The following is a 16,425-nucleotide window of genomic DNA, read 5'->3' as shown; positions in this document are numbered from 1 at the left end:
AATTGCAGGTCAGGTGCCGACCATATCATGCCTGTGGCGTTCGTGCTTCATGCGGCCAAAAAGTGAGAAGCCTCCCAATCTCTCGATTGGAAGGCTTCGCGGCGGTAGCTGCCTTTGCCTTTGCCCGATTGCTCCTGGCGGGAGCGGAAGAGGGGTTGGGCGACGATCGACTTGGCTTTGTTGGGTCTTTTTTGTTGCGGCTTTTTGCTCATGGCGCGTCCCTGGGTGAGGGGTGGGGTACGGCGCGCACTCTAAGACCAGCGGGGGGTGGTGACCAATTGATTGTATGTATCGGCGGTGTGTCAGGGCTGGCCTCTTCGCTGGCTTGCCAGCGAAGAGGGCGGACCTGGCACTGCAGGATTACTGGGCGGGAAGCGCCAGGCGCTGCCCTGCCATCAGCAGGCTCAACCGCGACAGGCTCACCCACGGCGATCCCTCGGCCTGGCCTTTGATCTGCGCATCGATGCGCTGGGCATCCTGCAACAGCTGCGCCCAGCGCTGTGCTGACATCCGCTGCAGGGCCTTGCTCACCAGCGGGCGACGTTTATCCCATACCGGCGGGCGGGCCTGGCTGAAGGCCTTGTCCAGTGGCACGCCCTGGCTGAACTGCTGGGCCAGACCGGCCAGCAGCCGCAGTTCGCGGGCCAGTGCCCAGAGAATCACCGGCGGCTCGACACCTTCGCCGCGCAAACCCTCCAGCATCCGCAGCGCATGCGCCGCCTCGCCGTTGAGAATGGCATCGACCAGCCCGAACACGTCGAAGCGGGCACTGTCAGCCACGGCCCCCTGGACAGTTTCGACCGTGATCTGACTGCCTTCGGCCACCAGCTTGAGCTTCTCGATTTCCTGGGCAGCGGCCAGCAGGTTGCCTTCCACTCGCGCGGCTATCAGCTCCACTGCTTCGCGCTGGGCCGACAAGCCGGCCTGTGCAAGCCGCTGGTTGATCCACTGGGGCAGTTGATGGCTGTCCACCGGCCAGATCTGGATGAACTGGCAGTGCTGGCCTTCGATCAGGGCCTTGCCCCACTTGGTCTTCTGCGCGCTGCCATCGAGCTTGGGCAGGCTGATCAGCAGCAGGGTGTCTTCCGCTGGCCGGCTGCAGTACTCGATGAGCGCAGCGGCGCCCTTGTCACCCGGCTTGCCGGTGGGCAGTCGCAGTTCAAGCAGGCGGCGCTGGGCAAACAGCGACAGGCTGGCGCCCGCCTGGAGCAAGGTACCCCAGTCGAAGTTGGCGTCGGCACTGAAGACCTGGCGTTCGTCGAACCCCTGCTTGCGAGCAGCGGCGCGGATAGCGTCGGCAGCTTCCTGGCACAGCAGCGGGTCATCGCCGCTGACGATATAGACAGGCGCAAGGTTGCCTTGCAGGTGTTTGGTGAGCTGGGCGGGAGTGAGCTTCATGGGGGAGGGCGGGGCACCAGGGTGCCCCTTTCAGACTCAGTTGGCAGGCAGTTCCAGGGGAGACTGCTGAGGCGTGGCGTCCTGGGCACGGCGCGCCGCGTCCAGTGCCTCGGCCTCGGCACGGGCGCGTTCGTCGGCTTCCTGCTGCAGGTGCTCGAGCTGGGTCGGGGTCAGCAGTTGCAGGCGAACCAGCATGGCCTGTACCAGGTCCTGGCGCAGTTCGTTGCGCGTGCGCGTTGCGTCCTGTTCCGAGCCGGTGATGTTGTTGCCGTCATGGATGTAGACCTTGCGCACCTGGACCTTGTCATCGAGCAACTGAGCGTTGTTCAGGCCGGCGATGGTGTAGCTCAGCGTGGTGGTGAGCTCATACTCGGCCGAACGGCTGCCGCCGGTGTAGCTCGCCGCGCGGCGGTCTTCCTGTTCGTTGGTCAGGATCAGCTTGTATGGCGCGCCCGCATGGACGTCGACGCCGCTGTTCTGCAGCACCTGGCGCAGTTGGGTGACGGTATCGCCATAGGCATTGCGCGCGCTGACATCCAGTTCCTTGATGGCCATCTCGGTGTCGCCCGTGCCACGCAGCTGGAAACCGCAGGCGCTGAGCAGTACGGCCAGGCCCATTACCAGCAGATTGCGTTTGATCATGTTGTTGCTCCCTTGTGGGCCGATTCCGCCCGCCCGCGTGTTGCGCGGGCGGACGTTGCCATCAGTTGGCGACGATGTTGACCAGCTTGCCTGGTACCACGATGACCTTGCGGATAGTCAGGCCATCGAGGAAGCGCAGCACGTTCTCGTTGCCGCGCGCAGCCGCCTCGACTTCCTCGCGGCTGGCCGCGGCAGGCATTTCGATCTGGCCGCGCAGCTTGCCGTTGACCTGGATCACCAGCACGATGCTGTCCTGCACCAGTGCGCTTTCGTCGACGACAGGCCAGCTGGCGTCGATCACGGCGCCCTCGTGGCCCAGGCAGTTCCACAGCTCATGGCTGATGTGCGGGGTGATCGGCGCCAGCAGCAGGGCGACGGTCTCCAGGCCTTCCTGCAGCAGGGCGCGGTCTTGCGCGGTAGCCTGCGGGGCTTTTTCGAGCACGTTCATCAAGGTCATTACCTGGGCAATGGCGGTGTTGAACTTGTGGTGCTGGCCCACATCGGTGCTGGCTTGCCTGATCGCCGCATGAATGGCGCGGCGCACGGTTTTCTGTGCGTCGTCCAGGGCAGCGATATCGAGCGTGCCTGGCAGGCCCTGGCTGACGTGTGCCTGGGCGAGGCGCCAGACGCGGCGCAGGAAGCGGCTGGCGCCTTCGACGCCGGAGTCCGACCATTCCAGGCTCATGTCAGGCGGCGAGGCGAACATCATGAACAGGCGGCAGGTATCGGCGCCGTAGGCATCGATCATCGACTGAGGGTCGACGCCGTTGTTCTTGGACTTGGACATCTTCTCGGTGCCGCCGATTTCCACCGGCAGGCCGTCGGTCTTCAGGCGGGCGCCAATGATCTTGGCCTTGGCATCGCGCTCGATTTCGACATCGGCCGGGTTGAACCAGTCCTTGCCGCCGTTGCTGGCCACGCGGTAGTAGGTCTCGGCGACCACCATGCCCTGGGTCAGCAGGTTCTTGAACGGTTCGTTGGACGTGACCAGGCCTTCGTCACGCATCAGCTTGTGGAAGAAGCGCGCGTACAGCAGGTGCAGGATGGCGTGTTCGATGCCGCCGATGTACTGGTCCACCGGCAGCCAGTGGTTGGCGGCCTTCGGATCGACCATGCCACCCTCGTAGTTCGGCGAGGCATAGCGGGCGAAGTACCAGGACGACTCGACAAAGGTGTCCATGGTGTCGGTTTCGCGCTTGGCCGCAGTGCCGCATGTCGGGCAGGTGCACTCGTAGAACTCGGGCATGCGCGCCAGTGGCGAACCGGCGCCATCCGGCACCACGTTTTCCGGCAGGGTAACCGGCAGCTGGTCTTCAGGCACCGGCACGTCGCCGCACGACGGGCAGTGGATGATCGGGATCGGGCAGCCCCAGTAGCGCTGGCGGCTGATGCCCCAGTCGCGCAGGCGGAACTGGGTGCGTGACTTGCCCAGTCCCTTGCGGATCAGGGCAACTTCGATGGCGTCGAAGGCGCCAGCGAAGTCCAGGCCATCGAAGGCGCCGGAGTTGATCACCTGGCCGTGCTCGCCATAGGCAGGCTGCCATTCGCTGCCGACGTCATCGCCAGCGCTGGTACGCACCACGGCCTTGATCGGCAGATCGTACTTGTGGGCAAATTCGAAGTCGCGCTCGTCGTGGGCCGGCACGGCCATGACCGCGCCATCGCCGTAGTGGATCAGCACATAGTTGGCGACCCATACAGGCAGCTTCTCGCCGGTCAGTGGATGCTCGACGAACAGGGAAGTGGGCATGCCCTTCTTCTCCTGGGTGGCGACGTCGGCTTCGGCGACGCTGCCGCTCTTGCATTCATCGATGAAGGCCTGCAGCGCCGGGTTACCCTCGGCGGCCTGGGTGGCCAGGGGGTGCTCGGCGGCAACGGCCACATAAGTGGCGCCCATCAGGGTGTCGGGACGGGTGGTGAAGACCTTCAGCGCGCCTTCGTGGCCGATGCTCGCCTGGTCGTACGGGAACTGTACTTCCATGCCGCGCGACTTGCCGATCCAGTTGCGCTGCATGGTCTTGACCTGTTCAGGCCAGCCCGGCAGCTCGTCGAGGCTTTCGAGCAGCTCGTCGGCGTAGTCGGTGATGCGGAAGTAGTACATCGGGATCTCGCGCTTTTCGATCAGCGCGCCCGAACGCCAGCCACGGCCGTCGATGACCTGCTCGTTGGCCAGGACGGTCTGGTCGGCGGGGTCCCAGTTGACGGTGCCGTTCTTGCGGTAGATGACACCCTTCTCGAACAGGCGGGTGAACAGCCACTGCTCCCAGCGGTAGTAGTCCGGCTTGCAGGTGGTGACTTCACGCGACCAGTCGATGGCCAGGCCCAGGCTCTTGAGCTGGGTCTTCATGTAGTCGATGTTCTCGTACGTCCACTTGGCCGGGGCGACGTTGTTTTTCATCGCCGCGTTTTCGGCCGGCATGCCGAAGGCGTCCCAGCCCATTGGCTGCAGGACGTTCTTGCCGAGCATGCGCTGGTAGCGGGCGATCACGTCGCCGATGGTGTAGTTGCGCACGTGCCCCATGTGTAGCTTGCCGCTCGGGTACGGGAACATCGACAGGCAATAGTAAGTGTCCTTGCCTGGCTGTTCACTGACGGCAAACGACTGTTGCTCATCCCAGAAAGTCTGGGCGGCGGCTTCGATGTCACGGGGCTGATATTGTTCGTGCATGGCTACTTTTGCGCTGAGAGATGAGAGACCCTATCCAGGCAGCGAAGCTCGCTGCATCCGGCAATCCGGTGTCAAAAGAGTGAGCGCCGTAGCATACAGGACCGTCGCGCGTAGAGGGAAACCCTGATTGCATCGCGCGCCCCGGCCCTGCGGCCTGCGGGCCGTTGGTCGCGGCGCCCGGCTGCTTTTTACAGTGACGCTAAGCTCAGGTGTGGGGGAGATGTTCTTATCTTCAATGAGGTGAACGGATGGGAGAGTCGCAGCTACCCGTAACGAAACCGGAGCTATATGAACGCCTGATCGATCGACTGGGCCTGGCGCTGGAAGTGGCCAGGACATCTGTGCAATTACGTGATGAAACACCTGTCGAACTTGAGCTGCGCGGCCTGAGCCACGCCGAGTTCGAGGTGATCAAGGCTTATCTGGACACGCTTGCCGAAGGCCGTATTGCAAGTGCCGGTGCTTATCAGCAATCGGAGCCGCCACCGGGAGCCAAGGTCATCTGGCTCAAGGACAAGAGGCGCTCGTCCCTCACCGCAATATCCAGGACGCTGCCACTCAGATAGCCGTTCGGGTGTGCCGGCGCAATCAGGAGTGCGCCAGAAATCAGAGACATTTCACCAATCGGCGCCGCCCGCGCACTTGTGGGCTGGCGCCGATTTTCTTAGGCTGCGCACCTTCCATGGAGGTGCCCGATGCCCATTCGCTACCTGATCAAACACTGGCTCTTGCCCCCTGGCGGTCTGCTGCTGTTGCTGCTGGCCGCCTGGCTGTTGCGCAAGCGCTGGCCGCGGCTGGCGGGGCTGTGCTTCGCGCTGGGGCTGGGTGGATTGTGGGTCATGAGCCTGCCGCTAGTGGTGGAGCAGGCGGCGCGGCAACTCGAGACCGAACGGCCCCTGGACCCGAGCGAGTGGGCAGGGCTGGCCAAGCACGCCGATGCCATCGTGATTCTCGGGGCTGGGCGAGAGCGCGGTGACCCGGCCTGGGGCGGGGAGGACCAGCCCGCGGTGGTGGCCCTGGAGCGATTGCGCTATGGGGCCCAGCTTGCCAAGGCTTCCGGCCTGCCAGTGCTGACCACCGGCGGCCTGCATTACGGCACACCGCCAAGCGAGGCTCAGTTGATGGGCGACAGCTTGCAGCGGGACTTTGGCGTAGACGTGAAATGGAAGGAACAGGCCAGCCGCACTACCTGGGAAAATGCCCGGATGACGGCCGAGATCTTGCGGCCGCTGGGCGTGCGCCGGGTCGTGGTGGTGACCCAGGCCTGGCACATGCAGCGCTCGCGCTGGAGCTTCGAGCAGGCCGGTTTCGAAGTGGTGCCGGCGCCGGTGGGGGCGCTGGGGCGTGACCATGGGCGGCCGTTCTGGGGGTTGCTGCCTGAGGGGCGGGCGGTATGGCAGAGCGCGCAGTTGTTGAACGAGGCGGTGGGGTTGGTGGGGTATCGGTTGTTCTACTGACACAGCCTGGGGCCGCTTTGCGGCCCATCGCGGGACAAGCCCGCTCCCACAGGATGGTGAGTTGCACCCCCAGAAGCTGGAAACCCATCCAGCTTCCCGAGCCCGAGCACTCTGTGGGAGCGGGCTTGTCCCGCGATGGGCTGCAAAGCAGCCCTAAGGCCTACACCGTCTTGGCGATCCGCGACGCCAGCAACGCCCACCCAAACAACAGCAGACACACCACCGCCAACGGCCACGACCGCCATTGCAGGTACGGCGTCAGCTGCTGCATCGGCACCACTTCCCCATAGAGAATCGCCCGCTCGAACTGCGGCACCTGCGCGGTGATCTTGCCGAATGGATCGATCAGCCCGGTGACGCCGTTGTTGGTGGCGCGGATCATCCAGCGGCCCGCCTCCAGGGCACGCATCTGGGCCATCTGCAAATGCTGCAGCGGGCCGATCGAGGTGCCGAACCAGGTGTCATTGCTGATCGTCAGGAGAATGTTGCTGCGTGCGGCAAGGCTCGCGGCGAACTCCGGGTAGACCACTTCGTAGCAGATGTACGGGGCGATCTGGTAACCCTTGGCCTGCAACATCGCCTGGTCGGCCGGGCCGCGGGCAAAGTCCGACATCGGCAGGTCGAAGAAGGCGATGACCCCGCGCAGCATGTCCTGCAGCGGTACGTACTCGCCAAAGGGCACCAGCTTCTGCTTGAGGTAGGTGCCTTCGCCTTCGCCGCTGACCGTTATGCCGTTGTAATAGCGGCGCTGCCCTTGCTCCACCTGGCGTACTGGCACGCCGGTGATGAGCGCGCTGTGACGGTCGCCGGCAAAGCGGCCCATCATGTCGATGTAGCCCTGAGCCTGGTCCTTGAGGATCGGCACCGCGGTTTCCGGCCATACCAGCAGGTCGACAGGCCTGGAGCTGAAGCTCATGTCACGATAGAGGGCGAGCTGTGCGTCGATGTGCGCCGGGTCCCATTTCAGGTCCTGCTCGACGTTGCCTTGCAAGGCAGCGACCTTGAGCGGTGCGCCAGCAGGGCTGGTCCAGGCGTGGCCCTTCAGCGCCAGTCCGGCAACCCATGGTGCGAGCAGCAGCACTGCACCGGCCGCCAGGAACGACGGCCGGGCGCGCAGGCGGTGCAGGTTGCACAGCAGCGCGGCGCTCAGCGCCAGGACGAACGAGACCAGCCATACGCCGCCCACGGGCGCGAGGCCGGCGAGCGGGCCGTCGAGCTGGCTGTAGCCGGAGTAGAGCCATGGGAAGCCGGTGAGGAACCAGCCCCTGAACGCTTCCTGCAATACCCACAAGGCGGCAAAGCACAGGGCATCGGCCAGGGGCGCCTCGCTGCGCCGCAGCCAGCGCGCCCAGAGCCACGCGGGCAAGGCGAAAAACCAGGCGATGGCAGCGAAGAATGCCACCAGCAGCAGCGTGGCCAGCAATGGCGAGGCGCCGCCGTAGGTGTTGATGCTGACGTAGATCCAGCTGGTACCGGCGCCATACAGCCCGAATCCGTAGCACCAGCCACGGCCCAGGGCCTGGCGAGGGCTCAGCTCGCGCAGCCCCAGGTAGAACAGGCCCACCGCGAGCAAGGCCAACGGCCAGATATCGAATGGCGCCAAGGCCAGGGAAGTAATGGCACCGGCCGCCACGGCCAGCAGGTTACCGGGCCAGCCGGGACGGGTGATCCAGCGCATGTAGATCCTTAGCGGTTGATAGGCGTCAGGCGCAGCAGGTGAATCCGGCGGCTGTCAGCGTTGAGGATGCGGAAACGGTAAGGACCGATCTCGGTGGTCTCGTTGCGCTTGGGAAGATGGCCGAAGGCGCTCATCACCAGGCCACCGACCGTGTCGAACTCGTCGTCCGAGAACGCGGTGTCGAAGAACTCGTTGAAGTTCTCGATCGGCGTCAGGGCCTTGATCAGGAAGTCGCCGCTGGGCAGCGGCTTGATGTAGCTGTCTTCCTCGACGTCATGCTCGTCCTCGATGTCGCCGACGATCTGCTCGAGCACGTCCTCGATGGTCACCAGGCCCGCCACGCCGCCGTACTCGTCGATGACGATGGCCATGTGGTTGTGGTTGGCGCGGAACTCGCGCAGCAGCACGTTGAGACGCTTGGACTCGGGCACGAAGGTGGCCGGGCGCAGCAGGTCCTTGATGTCGAACGTGTCGCCGTTTTCCTTGAGGATCAGCGGCAGCAGGTCCTTGGCCAGCAAGACTCCGAGCACATCGTCGTGGCCTTCGCCGATCACCGGATAGCGCGAGTGCGCGGCGTCGATCACCGCCGGCAGGAACTCGCGTGGCGACTGGTTGACCTTGATGCTGATCATCTGCGAGCGCGGCACCATGATGTCGCGCACCTGCAGGTCGGCGACCTGGATGGCGCCTTCGACGATGGTCAGCGCTTCGCTGTCGAGCAGCTTGTTCTGATGGGCTTCGCGCAGCAGCTCAAGGAGCTCCTGGCGGTTTTTCGGCTCATGGACAAAAGCCTGGGTCAGTTTACCCAGCCAGGACTTCTGCCCGTTGCTCGATCGGTCTTCGCTCATGGCGGTTACTCGTGTTCCTTGCAGGTATCAGTGTGTGGTGTGTCGGATTCGTCGTCGGCGTACGGGTCTGGATGACCCAGTTCGGCGAGCAGAGTTCGTTCGAGGGCTTCCATCTCTTCAGCTTCATCGTCATCGATGTGGTCGTAGCCGAGCAGGTGCAGGCAACCGTGGATGACCAGGTGCGCCCAGTGGGCCTCGAGGGACTTGCCCTGTTCGGCCGCTTCGCGCTCGACCACCGGGATGCAGATCACCAGGTCGCCCAGCAGCGGGATGTCGAGCAGCTCGTCCGGCACGTCGGCCGGGAACGACAGCACGTTGGTCGCGTAGTCCTTGTGCCGGTACGTGTGGTTGAGCTCGCGGCCTTCTGCCTCGTCGACCAGGCGGATGGTCATCTCGGAGTCGGCGCTGCGCTGGCGCAAGGCAAGCTCGCACCAGCGGCGGAAGTCGTCATCAAGCGGGGCGGCGGCATCCGTGGCCCGTTGCAGGTCGAGTTCAAGCATCGCCGACGCTACCCTCGGGCTTGGCCGCACGCGTCTCGAAGCGCTCGTAGGCTTCGACGATGCGCTGGACCAGCGGATGGCGCACCACGTCCTTGGGCTGGAAGTGCGTGAAGCTGATGCCCGGCACGTCCTTGAGCACGTCGATGACATGGGCCAGGCCCGACTTGGTGCCGCGCGGCAGGTCGACCTGGGTGATGTCACCGGTGATCACCGCGGTAGAGCCGAAGCCGATGCGGGTCAGGAACATCTTCATCTGCTCGACGGTGGTGTTCTGGCTCTCGTCGAGAATGATGAAGCTGTTGTTCAAGGTGCGGCCACGCATGTAGGCCAGCGGGGCGATCTCGATCACCTGGCGCTCGATCAGCTTGGCCACGTGCTCGAAGCCGAGCATCTCGTACAAGGCGTCGTACAGCGGGCGCAGGTACGGGTCGATCTTCTGGGCCAGGTCGCCCGGCAGGAAGCCGAGCTTCTCGCCCGCCTCGACTGCGGGGCGTACCAGCAGGATGCGCCGGACCTGTTCACGCTCCAGGGCGTCGACCGCGCAGGCCACGGCCAGGTAGGTCTTGCCGGTACCGGCCGGGCCTACGCCGAAGTTGATGTCGTTGGCCAGGATTTCCTTGACGTAGCGCTGCTGGTTGACGCCGCGCGGGCGGATATTGCCCTTGCGGGTGCGCAGCGACACGCTGACTTCGATGACAGCCGGGTTGTCGAGGGTTTCCACGGTGGATTCCTGGAGGTACAGGTGGACCGTTTCCGGAGACAGCTCGGTGGCCTTGGTCTCTCGATAGAGGCGGCGCAGCAGCTGCTCGGCAGAGGAGGTGGTCTTGGGGTCGCCGATCAGCTCGAACTGATTGCCGCGGTTGCGGATCTCGATGGCCAGGCGTTGCTCGATCAGGCGCAGGTGCTCGTCGAACTGCCCGCACAGATTGGCGAAGCGATGGGCCTCGAAGGGTTCGAGGATGAAACGATGAGGTTGTATGGGTGCGTTCAAGGTCGTTTTTGGCCGCTCAACGGCTAAGGAGATGAACCCAAGAATAACCCTTGCTCGGCAGTGGCGAAAGCACTTAAACGATCAAGGGTCGCGAAGGGGAGGCCGCAGGTGATTCGGCGCGGTTTGCGCGTGCGCCCGCTCTGGTATCATTCGCTACTATTTCCCTATTCTGATTGCCGCCGAACATGACCAAGCGCGAAGCACCCATCTATAAAGTGATCTTTATCAACCAGGGCCAGGTGTTCGAGATGTACGCCAAGCAGATCTTCCAGAGTGATCTGTGGGGCTTTCTTGAAGTGGAAGAGTTCGTCTTTGGCGAACGTACGCAGATGGTCGTCGATCCCAGCGAAGAGAAGCTCAAGGCCCAGTTCGAGGGCGTCGTGCGCAGCTTTGTGCCGATGCATTCGATCGTGCGCATCGACGAGGTCGAGCGTCTGGGTACCGCCAAGATCAGCGAAGCGAAAGGCATGGGCAATGTGATGCCGTTTCCGGTGCCGATGCCCGAGAAGTAGCAGGAGGGTTTTCAGGGCAGCGGAGAGAAAGGCGTACGCCCGTCGGCGTTCTGCAGTTCCAGCAGGTATTTGCGGAAGATCTGGCCGAGCACCTGGGTTGCGTGTTCCAGGTCTTCGCGGGACATCTGCGCCGAGACCTCGTCGGCCATGTCCAGGGCATCCTCGGCCCCGTTGACCGCTGCCATCTTCAGCACGATATAGGCCTGCACGTTGTTGGCGGCGACCCCTTCGCCGTGGAAGAACATGGCGCCAAGACGGTATTGCGCTTCGGCGTGGCCTTGCAGCGAAGCCTGTTCGAAGTAGCTCAGTGCCTTGTTCAGGTCGCGCGGCGCGAGAGTGCCGCTGTAGTAGAACTCGCCCAGCTCGAACTGTGCCTGTGCATCCCCCGACGCCGCCGTCTGCTCGCACGCCTTCACGGCCTTGGGCAGGTCTTCGGGCTGGACATTCAGGGTGCAGCGACCCGTCGCCGGAATCAGCAACGAATTACCGTCCTCTGCCAACGCCAGCAGGGGCTGAAGAAGCAACAGGCAGCCCAGGGAAAGGGCGCGGCCGGTGCGGTTCATGGGGATCGACTTACCTCTGCAAAGCTGCGGCCAATGTATCTGGTGGCACATTATGGGATAAGCAGCGCCAACCTTACAAAGTTTTACTCGAATTTGTGCAGGGCGAACAGCATTGTGCGCTGTCGCCCCTGCTGGAGGTAATTACCTGGCCAATTCGGCGAACGCACGCTCGGCTGCATCCAGGGTGATCTTCAGCTCGGCCTCGCCGTGGGCGATGGACGTGAAGCCTGCCTCATAGGCACTCGGCGCCAGGTACACGCCGCCTTCGAGCATCAGGTGGAAGAAGCGCTTGAAGCGCTCGACATCGCTTGCCATCACGTCTTCGAAGGTGACGATGTCGTCGGCCCCGGTGAAGTACAGCCCGAACATGGCACCTGCCTGGGTCGTGACGAAAGGCACCCCCGCGGCATCGGCACGTTGCTGCAGGCCGTCGAGCAGGCGGCTGGTGAACTCGGTCAGCTCGTCATGGAAGCCCGGGCGGCTGATCAGCTTGAGGGTGGTCAGGCCCGCAGCCATGGCCAGCGGATTGCCCGACAGGGTACCGGCCTGGTAGACCGGGCCCAGCGGTGCGATGCGCTCCATGATCTCGCGCTTGCCGCCGAAGCAGCCTACAGGCATGCCGCCGCCAACGATCTTGCCAAAGGTCGACAGGTCAGGGGTGACGCCGTAATAGCCCTGCGCGCCGCCGAGGGAAACACGGAAACCGGTCATCACTTCATCGAAGATCAGCACCACGCCATGCTTGTCGCATTGCTCGCGCAGGCCTTCGAGGAAGCCCGGTGCCGGTGGCACGCAGTTCATGTTGCCAGCCACTGGCTCGACGATGATGCAGGCAACGGTCTCACCGACTTCGGCCAGGGTCTTCTCGACCTCGGTAATGTCGTTGAACTGCAGGGTCAGCGTGTGCTTGGCGAAGTCGGCCGGCACGCCAGCGGAGCTTGGCACGCCCTGGGTCAGCAAGCCGGAACCGGCCTTGACCAGGAGGCTGTCGGAGTGGCCGTGATAGCAGCCTTCGAACTTGATGATCGCGTCACGCCCTGTGTAGCCACGGGCCAGGCGGATGGCGCTCATGGTCGCCTCGGTACCCGAGCTGACCATGCGGACCATTTCCATGGACGGCACGATCGAGCAGACAAGGTCCGCCATCTCGGTTTCCATGGCCGTCGGGGCACCGTAGGACAAACCATGCTCCAGTTGGCTGCGCACCGAAGCGAGCACCTCGGGGTGGCTGTGGCCAAGGATCATCGGACCCCAGGAACCGACGTAGTCGACATAGCGCTTGTCATCTTCGTCGGTGACGTAGGCGCCTTCGGCGTGCTTGAAGAACAGCGGAGTGCCGCCGACGCTCTTGAAAGCGCGTACCGGCGAGTTGACGCCCCCGGGAATGTGCTTCTGGGCGTTGGCGAACAGGGTTTCGGAACGGGACATGATGAAATCTCTCAAATCAGGCAGAAGCGAACAGGGCATTGAAGGCGCGGGCACGGCGGGTGACTTCCTGCGTGCTGTCGGCGCCGAACAGGCCATGGATCACCGCCAGCAGGTGCGCACCGTGGTCGACCAATGCTGCGGCGTTGTCGAGGGTGACGCCGCCGATCACGGCGATCGGCAGCTTCACGCGGGCGCGGGCTTGGCTGAGCAGTTCAAGGTCGGCCGCGGGCGCGCCGGGCTTGGTGACGGAATTGAAGAAGCGGCCGAACGCAACATAGCTGGCACCTTCGCGGGCAGCCTGCTCGGCGAGATCGACCTGGGCGTGGCACGTCGAGCCGATGATTGCGTTGCGTCCGAGCAGGGCGCGGGCCGGGGTCAGCGGGCCATCGGTCTGGCCCAGGTGCACGCCGACGCCCAGGCGTGCGGCGAGCTCGGCATCGTCGTTGATGATCAGGCGTGTGCCATAGCGGTCGCACAGCGCCTTGAGGGTTTCGGCTTCGCGCAGGCGGCGGGCCTGGTCATTGCTCTTGTCGCGATATTGCAGCAGGCAGACGCCGCCCTCGAGCGCCGCCTCCACATAAGACAGGAAGCGGCCGGCGAGCAGCTGGCTGTCGGTGATGGCATACAAGCCGCGTAATTTCATCATCGGGCCTCGAAGGGTGGAATCAGGAGCAGAAGTCCAGCGGCAGCCGGCGCGGCACGAACTGACCCTTGCCCAATTGCTCGGCGTCACGCAGGGTGCGCCACGTATAGTCCAGGGCCGAGCGCACGGCGCTTTCCAGCTGCTCGCCCAGGGCCAGGCGACCGGCGAGGGCGCTGGCCAGGGTGCATCCTGATCCATGATAGCTGCCCGGCAGGCGCTGGCAGGTCCAGGTATGACGCTGGCCGTCGCGGCTGTACAGGCGATTGTGAATTTCGTCCTCATCACCATGACCGCCGGTGATCAGCAGGTGCCGGCAATACGGCAACAGCTTTTCGGCGCATTCGTCCGCGGTGCCTTCGGGCAACTCGGCGAGGATGCGCGCTTCAGGCAGGTTTGGCGTGGCGATCATGGCCAGCGGCAGCAGGCGCTCGCGCATCGCATAGCCGACCTCGTCCCGTCCCAGGCGGCCACCGCCGCCTGCCCGCAGCACCGGGTCGCAGACCATCGGCAGGTGCGGATGGGCCATGAGCAGTTCGGCCACGGTATCGACCATCTCGATCGAACCCAGCATGCCAAGCTTCACGGCAGCGACCGTCGAGTCAGCCAGCACGGCGTTGGCCTGGGCCAGCACCCATTCGCGGTCGAGCACCCGGAAATCGGTGACATTGACGGTATCCTGGACGGTCAGGGCGGTCACGGCAGGTGCTGCATGACACCCCTGGGCGATCAGGGCTTCTATATCTGCCTGCAGGCCGGCGCCGCCACTGGGGTCGTGGCCGGAGAGACAGAGGACAACGGGGCGGGAGCTGTAGATATTCATGGTGGGCGAGCTTACCACCAAACCTTTTTGACCGGGTTGCCGGGCGAATCACTTTTGTTGATCAAGTGATCAGGTTATTGCCCTGTCTGGCGCTGTAATATACGTTCTAGAGCCTCTGCTTTATATTTTGCATGGGCCGATTGCCTCTCCGGAGACCTGTGCTAGAGTGCCCCGATAATCGATAACGGCTGCTGCCAGCTTCGTCGCCTCAAAGGGATAGGGGGCCTCGCGACGTGACTGGACAGGCCATGCTGGGGCTGTATGCGCTATTTGCTGATCGTTGTGCTGGGCTGGCTGCCCTTGCTCGCCGGGGCCGTCGACTTCGACGAGACCACGCGCAGTCTGCCATTGGGTAAGGTCATGCAGGTCTTCGAGGACCGCGAGGGCACCGCCACCATTGCCCAGGTCAGCGCGCCCGTGTTCGCCGGCCGCTTTCGCCAGCATTCGACCGACGTGCTCAACGCCGGCTACTCCACTTCGGTGTTCTGGCTGAAAATCGACCTTGCCTACGCCCCCAAGCGCCAGGCAGCGCCGCGCCAGTGGCTGCTCGAACTTGCCTACCCGCCGCTCGATCACCTCGAGCTCTACCTGCCCGACGCCCAAGGCGAACCGCGCCTGGCGCAGCGTACCGGTGATGCATTGCCCTACGCCACGCGGCAGATCCGCCAGAACAACTACCTGTTCGAGATCCCCTTCAGTCCAGGGCAATCGACCACTGTCTACCTGCGCCTGCACAGCCAGGGTTCGGTGCAGGCGCCGCTGACCCTGTGGTCGGCCGAGGCCTATCTGGAAGACCAGCCGACGCGCCTGTACGTGCTCGGGATGATCTATGGCGTGCTGCTGGTGATGCTGGTGTACAACCTGTTCATCTACGTCAGCGTGCGCGATCCGAGCTACCTCTACTACATCCTCTATATCGCCTCGTTCGGCCTCTACCAGGTGTCGGTCAATGGTGCTGGCGTTGCCTACCTGTGGCCCGACAGCCCATGGTGGGCGAACGCCGCCACGCCGTTGTTCATCGGCGCGGCAGGGCTGTTCGGTTGCCAGTTCGCCCGGCATTTCCTGCAGATGAGCCGGATCAGCATCGCCTTCGACCGGTTGCTGCAGCTACTGATGCTGGGCGGCGTGCTTGTGATGGTGCTGGCGGTCAGCATGCGCTACGGCGTTGCCCTGCGCATGGCCACGGCCCTCGCGCTGCTGTTCACCGTGAGCATCTTCGCTGCCGGACTGTATGCCTGGGCACGCGGGTTGCGGGCGGCGCGCTACTTCATCATCGCCTGGTCGGCCTTTCTGCTGGGTGGGTTGGTCAACACGCTGATGGTGCTGGGCTACCTGCCCAACCAGTTTCTCACCATGTACTCCAGCCAGCTTGGCTCGGCGCTGGAGGTGGCGCTGCTGTCACTGGCCCTGGCCGACCGCATCAACAGCATGCGCGACCAGCAGGCGCAGACCCTGCGCGACACTGGCCACACCCTGGAGCAGCTCAACCAGCAGTTGGCCAAGAGCAACCAGCTCAAGGATGAGTTCCTCGCCACCGTGACCCACGAACTGCGCACACCCATGAACGGTGTGATCGGCTCGCTGGAACTGATGCAGACCCTGCCCATGGATACCGAGCTGGCCCAGTACCAGCGGACCGCCAGTGATGCGGCGCAGAACATGATGGTGATGGTCGACGACATCCTGATCCTTACCGAGCTGCAGGCAGGACGGGTCCGCGCGCATGCGGTGCCCTTCAGTCTGCGCCGGCTGCTTCAGGAGCTGCGTGCGAGCTATGCCGGCCAGGCGCTGGGCAAAGGGCTGTACCTGAGCCTGGACATTCCGGCCGACGTGCCTGACACCCTGGTCTGCGACGCCCAGAAACTGGCCCGCTGCCTGGCGTGCCTGGTGGACAACGGGCTCAAGTTCACCCACCACGGTGGCGTCGTGCTGCAGGTTCGCGGCCGCTTGACCGGGCCCCAGACCCTGGCATTGTCGGTCAGTATCAGCGACACCGGCATCGGCTTCGACGACCTGGACCAGGCGATCCTGTACCAGCGCTTCTTCCAGGTAGACGGGTCCATGACCCGTCGCTATGGCGGCATGGGCATCGGCCTGTCGATCTGCCGCCAGCTCGCCGAACTGCTGGGCGCCAAGCTGACCCACGAGTCGACTGCGGGACTGGGCAGCCGTTTTGAAGTGAGCCTGAACGTCGCCGTGGCACAGGCGAGCGTGGTTCCCCGGCAGATGACGACCGGACTAAAACGCTTCTAGTTAGGCGTTTTTGTCACTTTGATG

At 64.1% G+C, this 16,425-nt stretch carries 16 protein-coding genes; 4 read left to right on the top strand and 12 right to left on the bottom strand.

Going from position 1 to position 16,425, the window contains the following annotated elements:
- Positions 1–47: 47 nt before the first annotated feature.
- The 4 genes from arfA to leuS form a co-directional block, all read right to left on the bottom strand.
- Positions 48–212 (bottom strand): alternative ribosome rescue factor ArfA, encoded by a 165-nt coding sequence (gene arfA, locus AC0ZZU_RS09140; RefSeq protein ID WP_158460629.1) that lies wholly within the window; start codon positions 210–212, stop codon positions 48–50.
- A gap of 148 nt (positions 213–360) precedes the next feature.
- Positions 361–1,398, bottom strand: coding sequence for a DNA polymerase III subunit delta (gene holA / locus AC0ZZU_RS09135; RefSeq protein ID WP_476340212.1), 1,038 nt, complete (start codon positions 1,396–1,398; stop codon positions 361–363).
- Between the two features lie 36 nt (positions 1,399–1,434).
- The gene (locus AC0ZZU_RS09130; RefSeq protein ID WP_476340210.1) at positions 1,435–2,040 is read right to left on the bottom strand and encodes an LPS-assembly lipoprotein LptE; all 606 of its coding nucleotides are present in this window, start codon (positions 2,038–2,040) and stop codon (positions 1,435–1,437) included.
- A 61-nt stretch (positions 2,041–2,101) separates the two neighbouring features.
- Positions 2,102–4,708, bottom strand: coding sequence for a leucine--tRNA ligase (gene leuS / locus AC0ZZU_RS09125; RefSeq protein WP_476340208.1), 2,607 nt, complete (start codon positions 4,706–4,708; stop codon positions 2,102–2,104).
- A 248-nt stretch (positions 4,709–4,956) separates the two neighbouring features.
- Here leuS and AC0ZZU_RS09120 point away from each other — a divergent pair, with 248 nt between their 5' ends.
- Both AC0ZZU_RS09120 and AC0ZZU_RS09115 read left to right on the top strand, forming a co-directional pair.
- On the top strand, positions 4,957–5,274 hold the full coding sequence (locus AC0ZZU_RS09120; RefSeq protein ID WP_476340207.1) for a hypothetical protein: 318 nt from the start codon (positions 4,957–4,959) through the stop codon (positions 5,272–5,274).
- 129 nt (positions 5,275–5,403) lie between these two features.
- Positions 5,404–6,165 carry a YdcF family protein gene (locus AC0ZZU_RS09115; RefSeq protein WP_476340206.1) on the top strand — a complete coding sequence of 254 codons (762 nt, stop codon included), beginning with the start codon at positions 5,404–5,406 and terminating at the stop codon, positions 6,163–6,165.
- A gap of 160 nt (positions 6,166–6,325) precedes the next feature.
- Here the strand turns inward: AC0ZZU_RS09115 and lnt are convergent, their stop codons facing one another.
- From lnt to AC0ZZU_RS09095, 4 genes are read right to left on the bottom strand one after another with little or no spacing between them, the layout of a single operon-like run.
- Positions 6,326–7,843: an apolipoprotein N-acyltransferase gene (gene lnt / locus AC0ZZU_RS09110; RefSeq protein WP_476340205.1), complete on the bottom strand. Its 1,518-nt coding sequence runs from the start codon at positions 7,841–7,843 to the stop codon at positions 6,326–6,328.
- 8 nt (positions 7,844–7,851) lie between these two features.
- Positions 7,852–8,691: an HlyC/CorC family transporter gene (locus AC0ZZU_RS09105; RefSeq protein ID WP_158460636.1), complete on the bottom strand. Its 840-nt coding sequence runs from the start codon at positions 8,689–8,691 to the stop codon at positions 7,852–7,854.
- 5 nt (positions 8,692–8,696) lie between these two features.
- The gene (gene ybeY, locus AC0ZZU_RS09100; RefSeq protein ID WP_476340204.1) at positions 8,697–9,191 is read right to left on the bottom strand and encodes an rRNA maturation RNase YbeY; all 495 of its coding nucleotides are present in this window, start codon (positions 9,189–9,191) and stop codon (positions 8,697–8,699) included.
- Positions 9,184–10,182, bottom strand: coding sequence for a PhoH family protein (locus tag AC0ZZU_RS09095; RefSeq protein ID WP_476340202.1), 999 nt, complete (start codon positions 10,180–10,182; stop codon positions 9,184–9,186). Before AC0ZZU_RS09095 ends, ybeY begins: the two co-directional genes overlap by 8 nt.
- Positions 10,183–10,367: 185 nt before the next feature.
- Here AC0ZZU_RS09095 and AC0ZZU_RS09090 point away from each other — a divergent pair, with 185 nt between their 5' ends.
- Positions 10,368–10,694, top strand: coding sequence for a DUF1820 family protein (locus tag AC0ZZU_RS09090; protein ID WP_324121600.1), 327 nt, complete (start codon positions 10,368–10,370; stop codon positions 10,692–10,694).
- Positions 10,695–10,705: 11 nt separating this feature from the next.
- Here AC0ZZU_RS09090 and AC0ZZU_RS09085 read toward each other — a convergent pair whose 3' ends face one another.
- The 4 genes from AC0ZZU_RS09085 to AC0ZZU_RS09070 all read right to left on the bottom strand — a co-directional run bounded on the left by AC0ZZU_RS09085 (position 10,706) and on the right by AC0ZZU_RS09070 (position 14,148).
- The gene (locus tag AC0ZZU_RS09085) at positions 10,706–11,257 is read right to left on the bottom strand and encodes a tetratricopeptide repeat protein (RefSeq protein WP_476340201.1); all 552 of its coding nucleotides are present in this window, start codon (positions 11,255–11,257) and stop codon (positions 10,706–10,708) included.
- A gap of 141 nt (positions 11,258–11,398) precedes the next feature.
- Positions 11,399–12,685: a glutamate-1-semialdehyde 2,1-aminomutase gene (gene hemL / locus AC0ZZU_RS09080; RefSeq protein WP_476340200.1), complete on the bottom strand. Its 1,287-nt coding sequence runs from the start codon at positions 12,683–12,685 to the stop codon at positions 11,399–11,401.
- Between the two features lie 16 nt (positions 12,686–12,701).
- Positions 12,702–13,328, bottom strand: a complete 627-nt coding sequence (thiE, locus tag AC0ZZU_RS09075; protein ID WP_476340336.1) for a thiamine phosphate synthase — start codon at positions 13,326–13,328, stop codon at positions 12,702–12,704.
- Positions 13,329–13,350: 22 nt separating this feature from the next.
- A complete protein-coding gene (locus tag AC0ZZU_RS09070; protein WP_476340198.1) occupies positions 13,351–14,148 on the bottom strand; it encodes a hydroxymethylpyrimidine/phosphomethylpyrimidine kinase in 798 nt (265 codons plus the stop codon).
- Positions 14,149–14,409: 261 nt separating this feature from the next.
- On the opposite strand from AC0ZZU_RS09070, the gene AC0ZZU_RS09065 reads away from it, so the two are divergent.
- On the top strand, positions 14,410–16,401 hold the full coding sequence (locus AC0ZZU_RS09065) for a sensor histidine kinase (RefSeq protein ID WP_476340196.1): 1,992 nt from the start codon (positions 14,410–14,412) through the stop codon (positions 16,399–16,401).
- Positions 16,402–16,425: the final 24 nt, after the last annotated feature.

The organism is Pseudomonas sp. JE3303 (assembly GCF_056312565.1).
This window is presented reverse-complemented; position numbering and strand designations above follow the sequence as displayed.

Coding starts and splice junctions, on each gene's coding strand:
- arfA (WP_158460629.1), bottom strand. CDS start 212: ATGAGCAAAAAGCCGCAACAAAAAAGACCCAACAAAGCCAAGTCGATC.
- holA (WP_476340212.1), bottom strand. CDS start 1,398: ATGAAGCTCACTCCCGCCCAGCTCACCAAACACCTGCAAGGCAACCTT.
- AC0ZZU_RS09130 (WP_476340210.1), bottom strand. CDS start 2,040: ATGATCAAACGCAATCTGCTGGTAATGGGCCTGGCCGTACTGCTCAGC.
- leuS (WP_476340208.1), bottom strand. CDS start 4,708: ATGCACGAACAATATCAGCCCCGTGACATCGAAGCCGCCGCCCAGACT.
- AC0ZZU_RS09120 (WP_476340207.1), top strand. CDS start 4,957: ATGGGAGAGTCGCAGCTACCCGTAACGAAACCGGAGCTATATGAACGC.
- AC0ZZU_RS09115 (WP_476340206.1), top strand. CDS start 5,404: ATGCCCATTCGCTACCTGATCAAACACTGGCTCTTGCCCCCTGGCGGT.
- lnt (WP_476340205.1), bottom strand. CDS start 7,843: ATGCGCTGGATCACCCGTCCCGGCTGGCCCGGTAACCTGCTGGCCGTG.
- AC0ZZU_RS09105 (WP_158460636.1), bottom strand. CDS start 8,691: ATGAGCGAAGACCGATCGAGCAACGGGCAGAAGTCCTGGCTGGGTAAA.
- ybeY (WP_476340204.1), bottom strand. CDS start 9,191: ATGCTTGAACTCGACCTGCAACGGGCCACGGATGCCGCCGCCCCGCTT.
- AC0ZZU_RS09090 (WP_324121600.1), top strand. CDS start 10,368: ATGACCAAGCGCGAAGCACCCATCTATAAAGTGATCTTTATCAACCAG.
- AC0ZZU_RS09085 (WP_476340201.1), bottom strand. CDS start 11,257: ATGAACCGCACCGGCCGCGCCCTTTCCCTGGGCTGCCTGTTGCTTCTT.
- hemL (WP_476340200.1), bottom strand. CDS start 12,685: ATGTCCCGTTCCGAAACCCTGTTCGCCAACGCCCAGAAGCACATTCCC.
- thiE (WP_476340336.1), bottom strand. CDS start 13,328: ATGAAATTACGCGGCTTGTATGCCATCACCGACAGCCAGCTGCTCGCC.
- AC0ZZU_RS09070 (WP_476340198.1), bottom strand. CDS start 14,148: ATGAATATCTACAGCTCCCGCCCCGTTGTCCTCTGTCTCTCCGGCCAC.
- AC0ZZU_RS09065 (WP_476340196.1), top strand. CDS start 14,410: ATGCGCTATTTGCTGATCGTTGTGCTGGGCTGGCTGCCCTTGCTCGCC.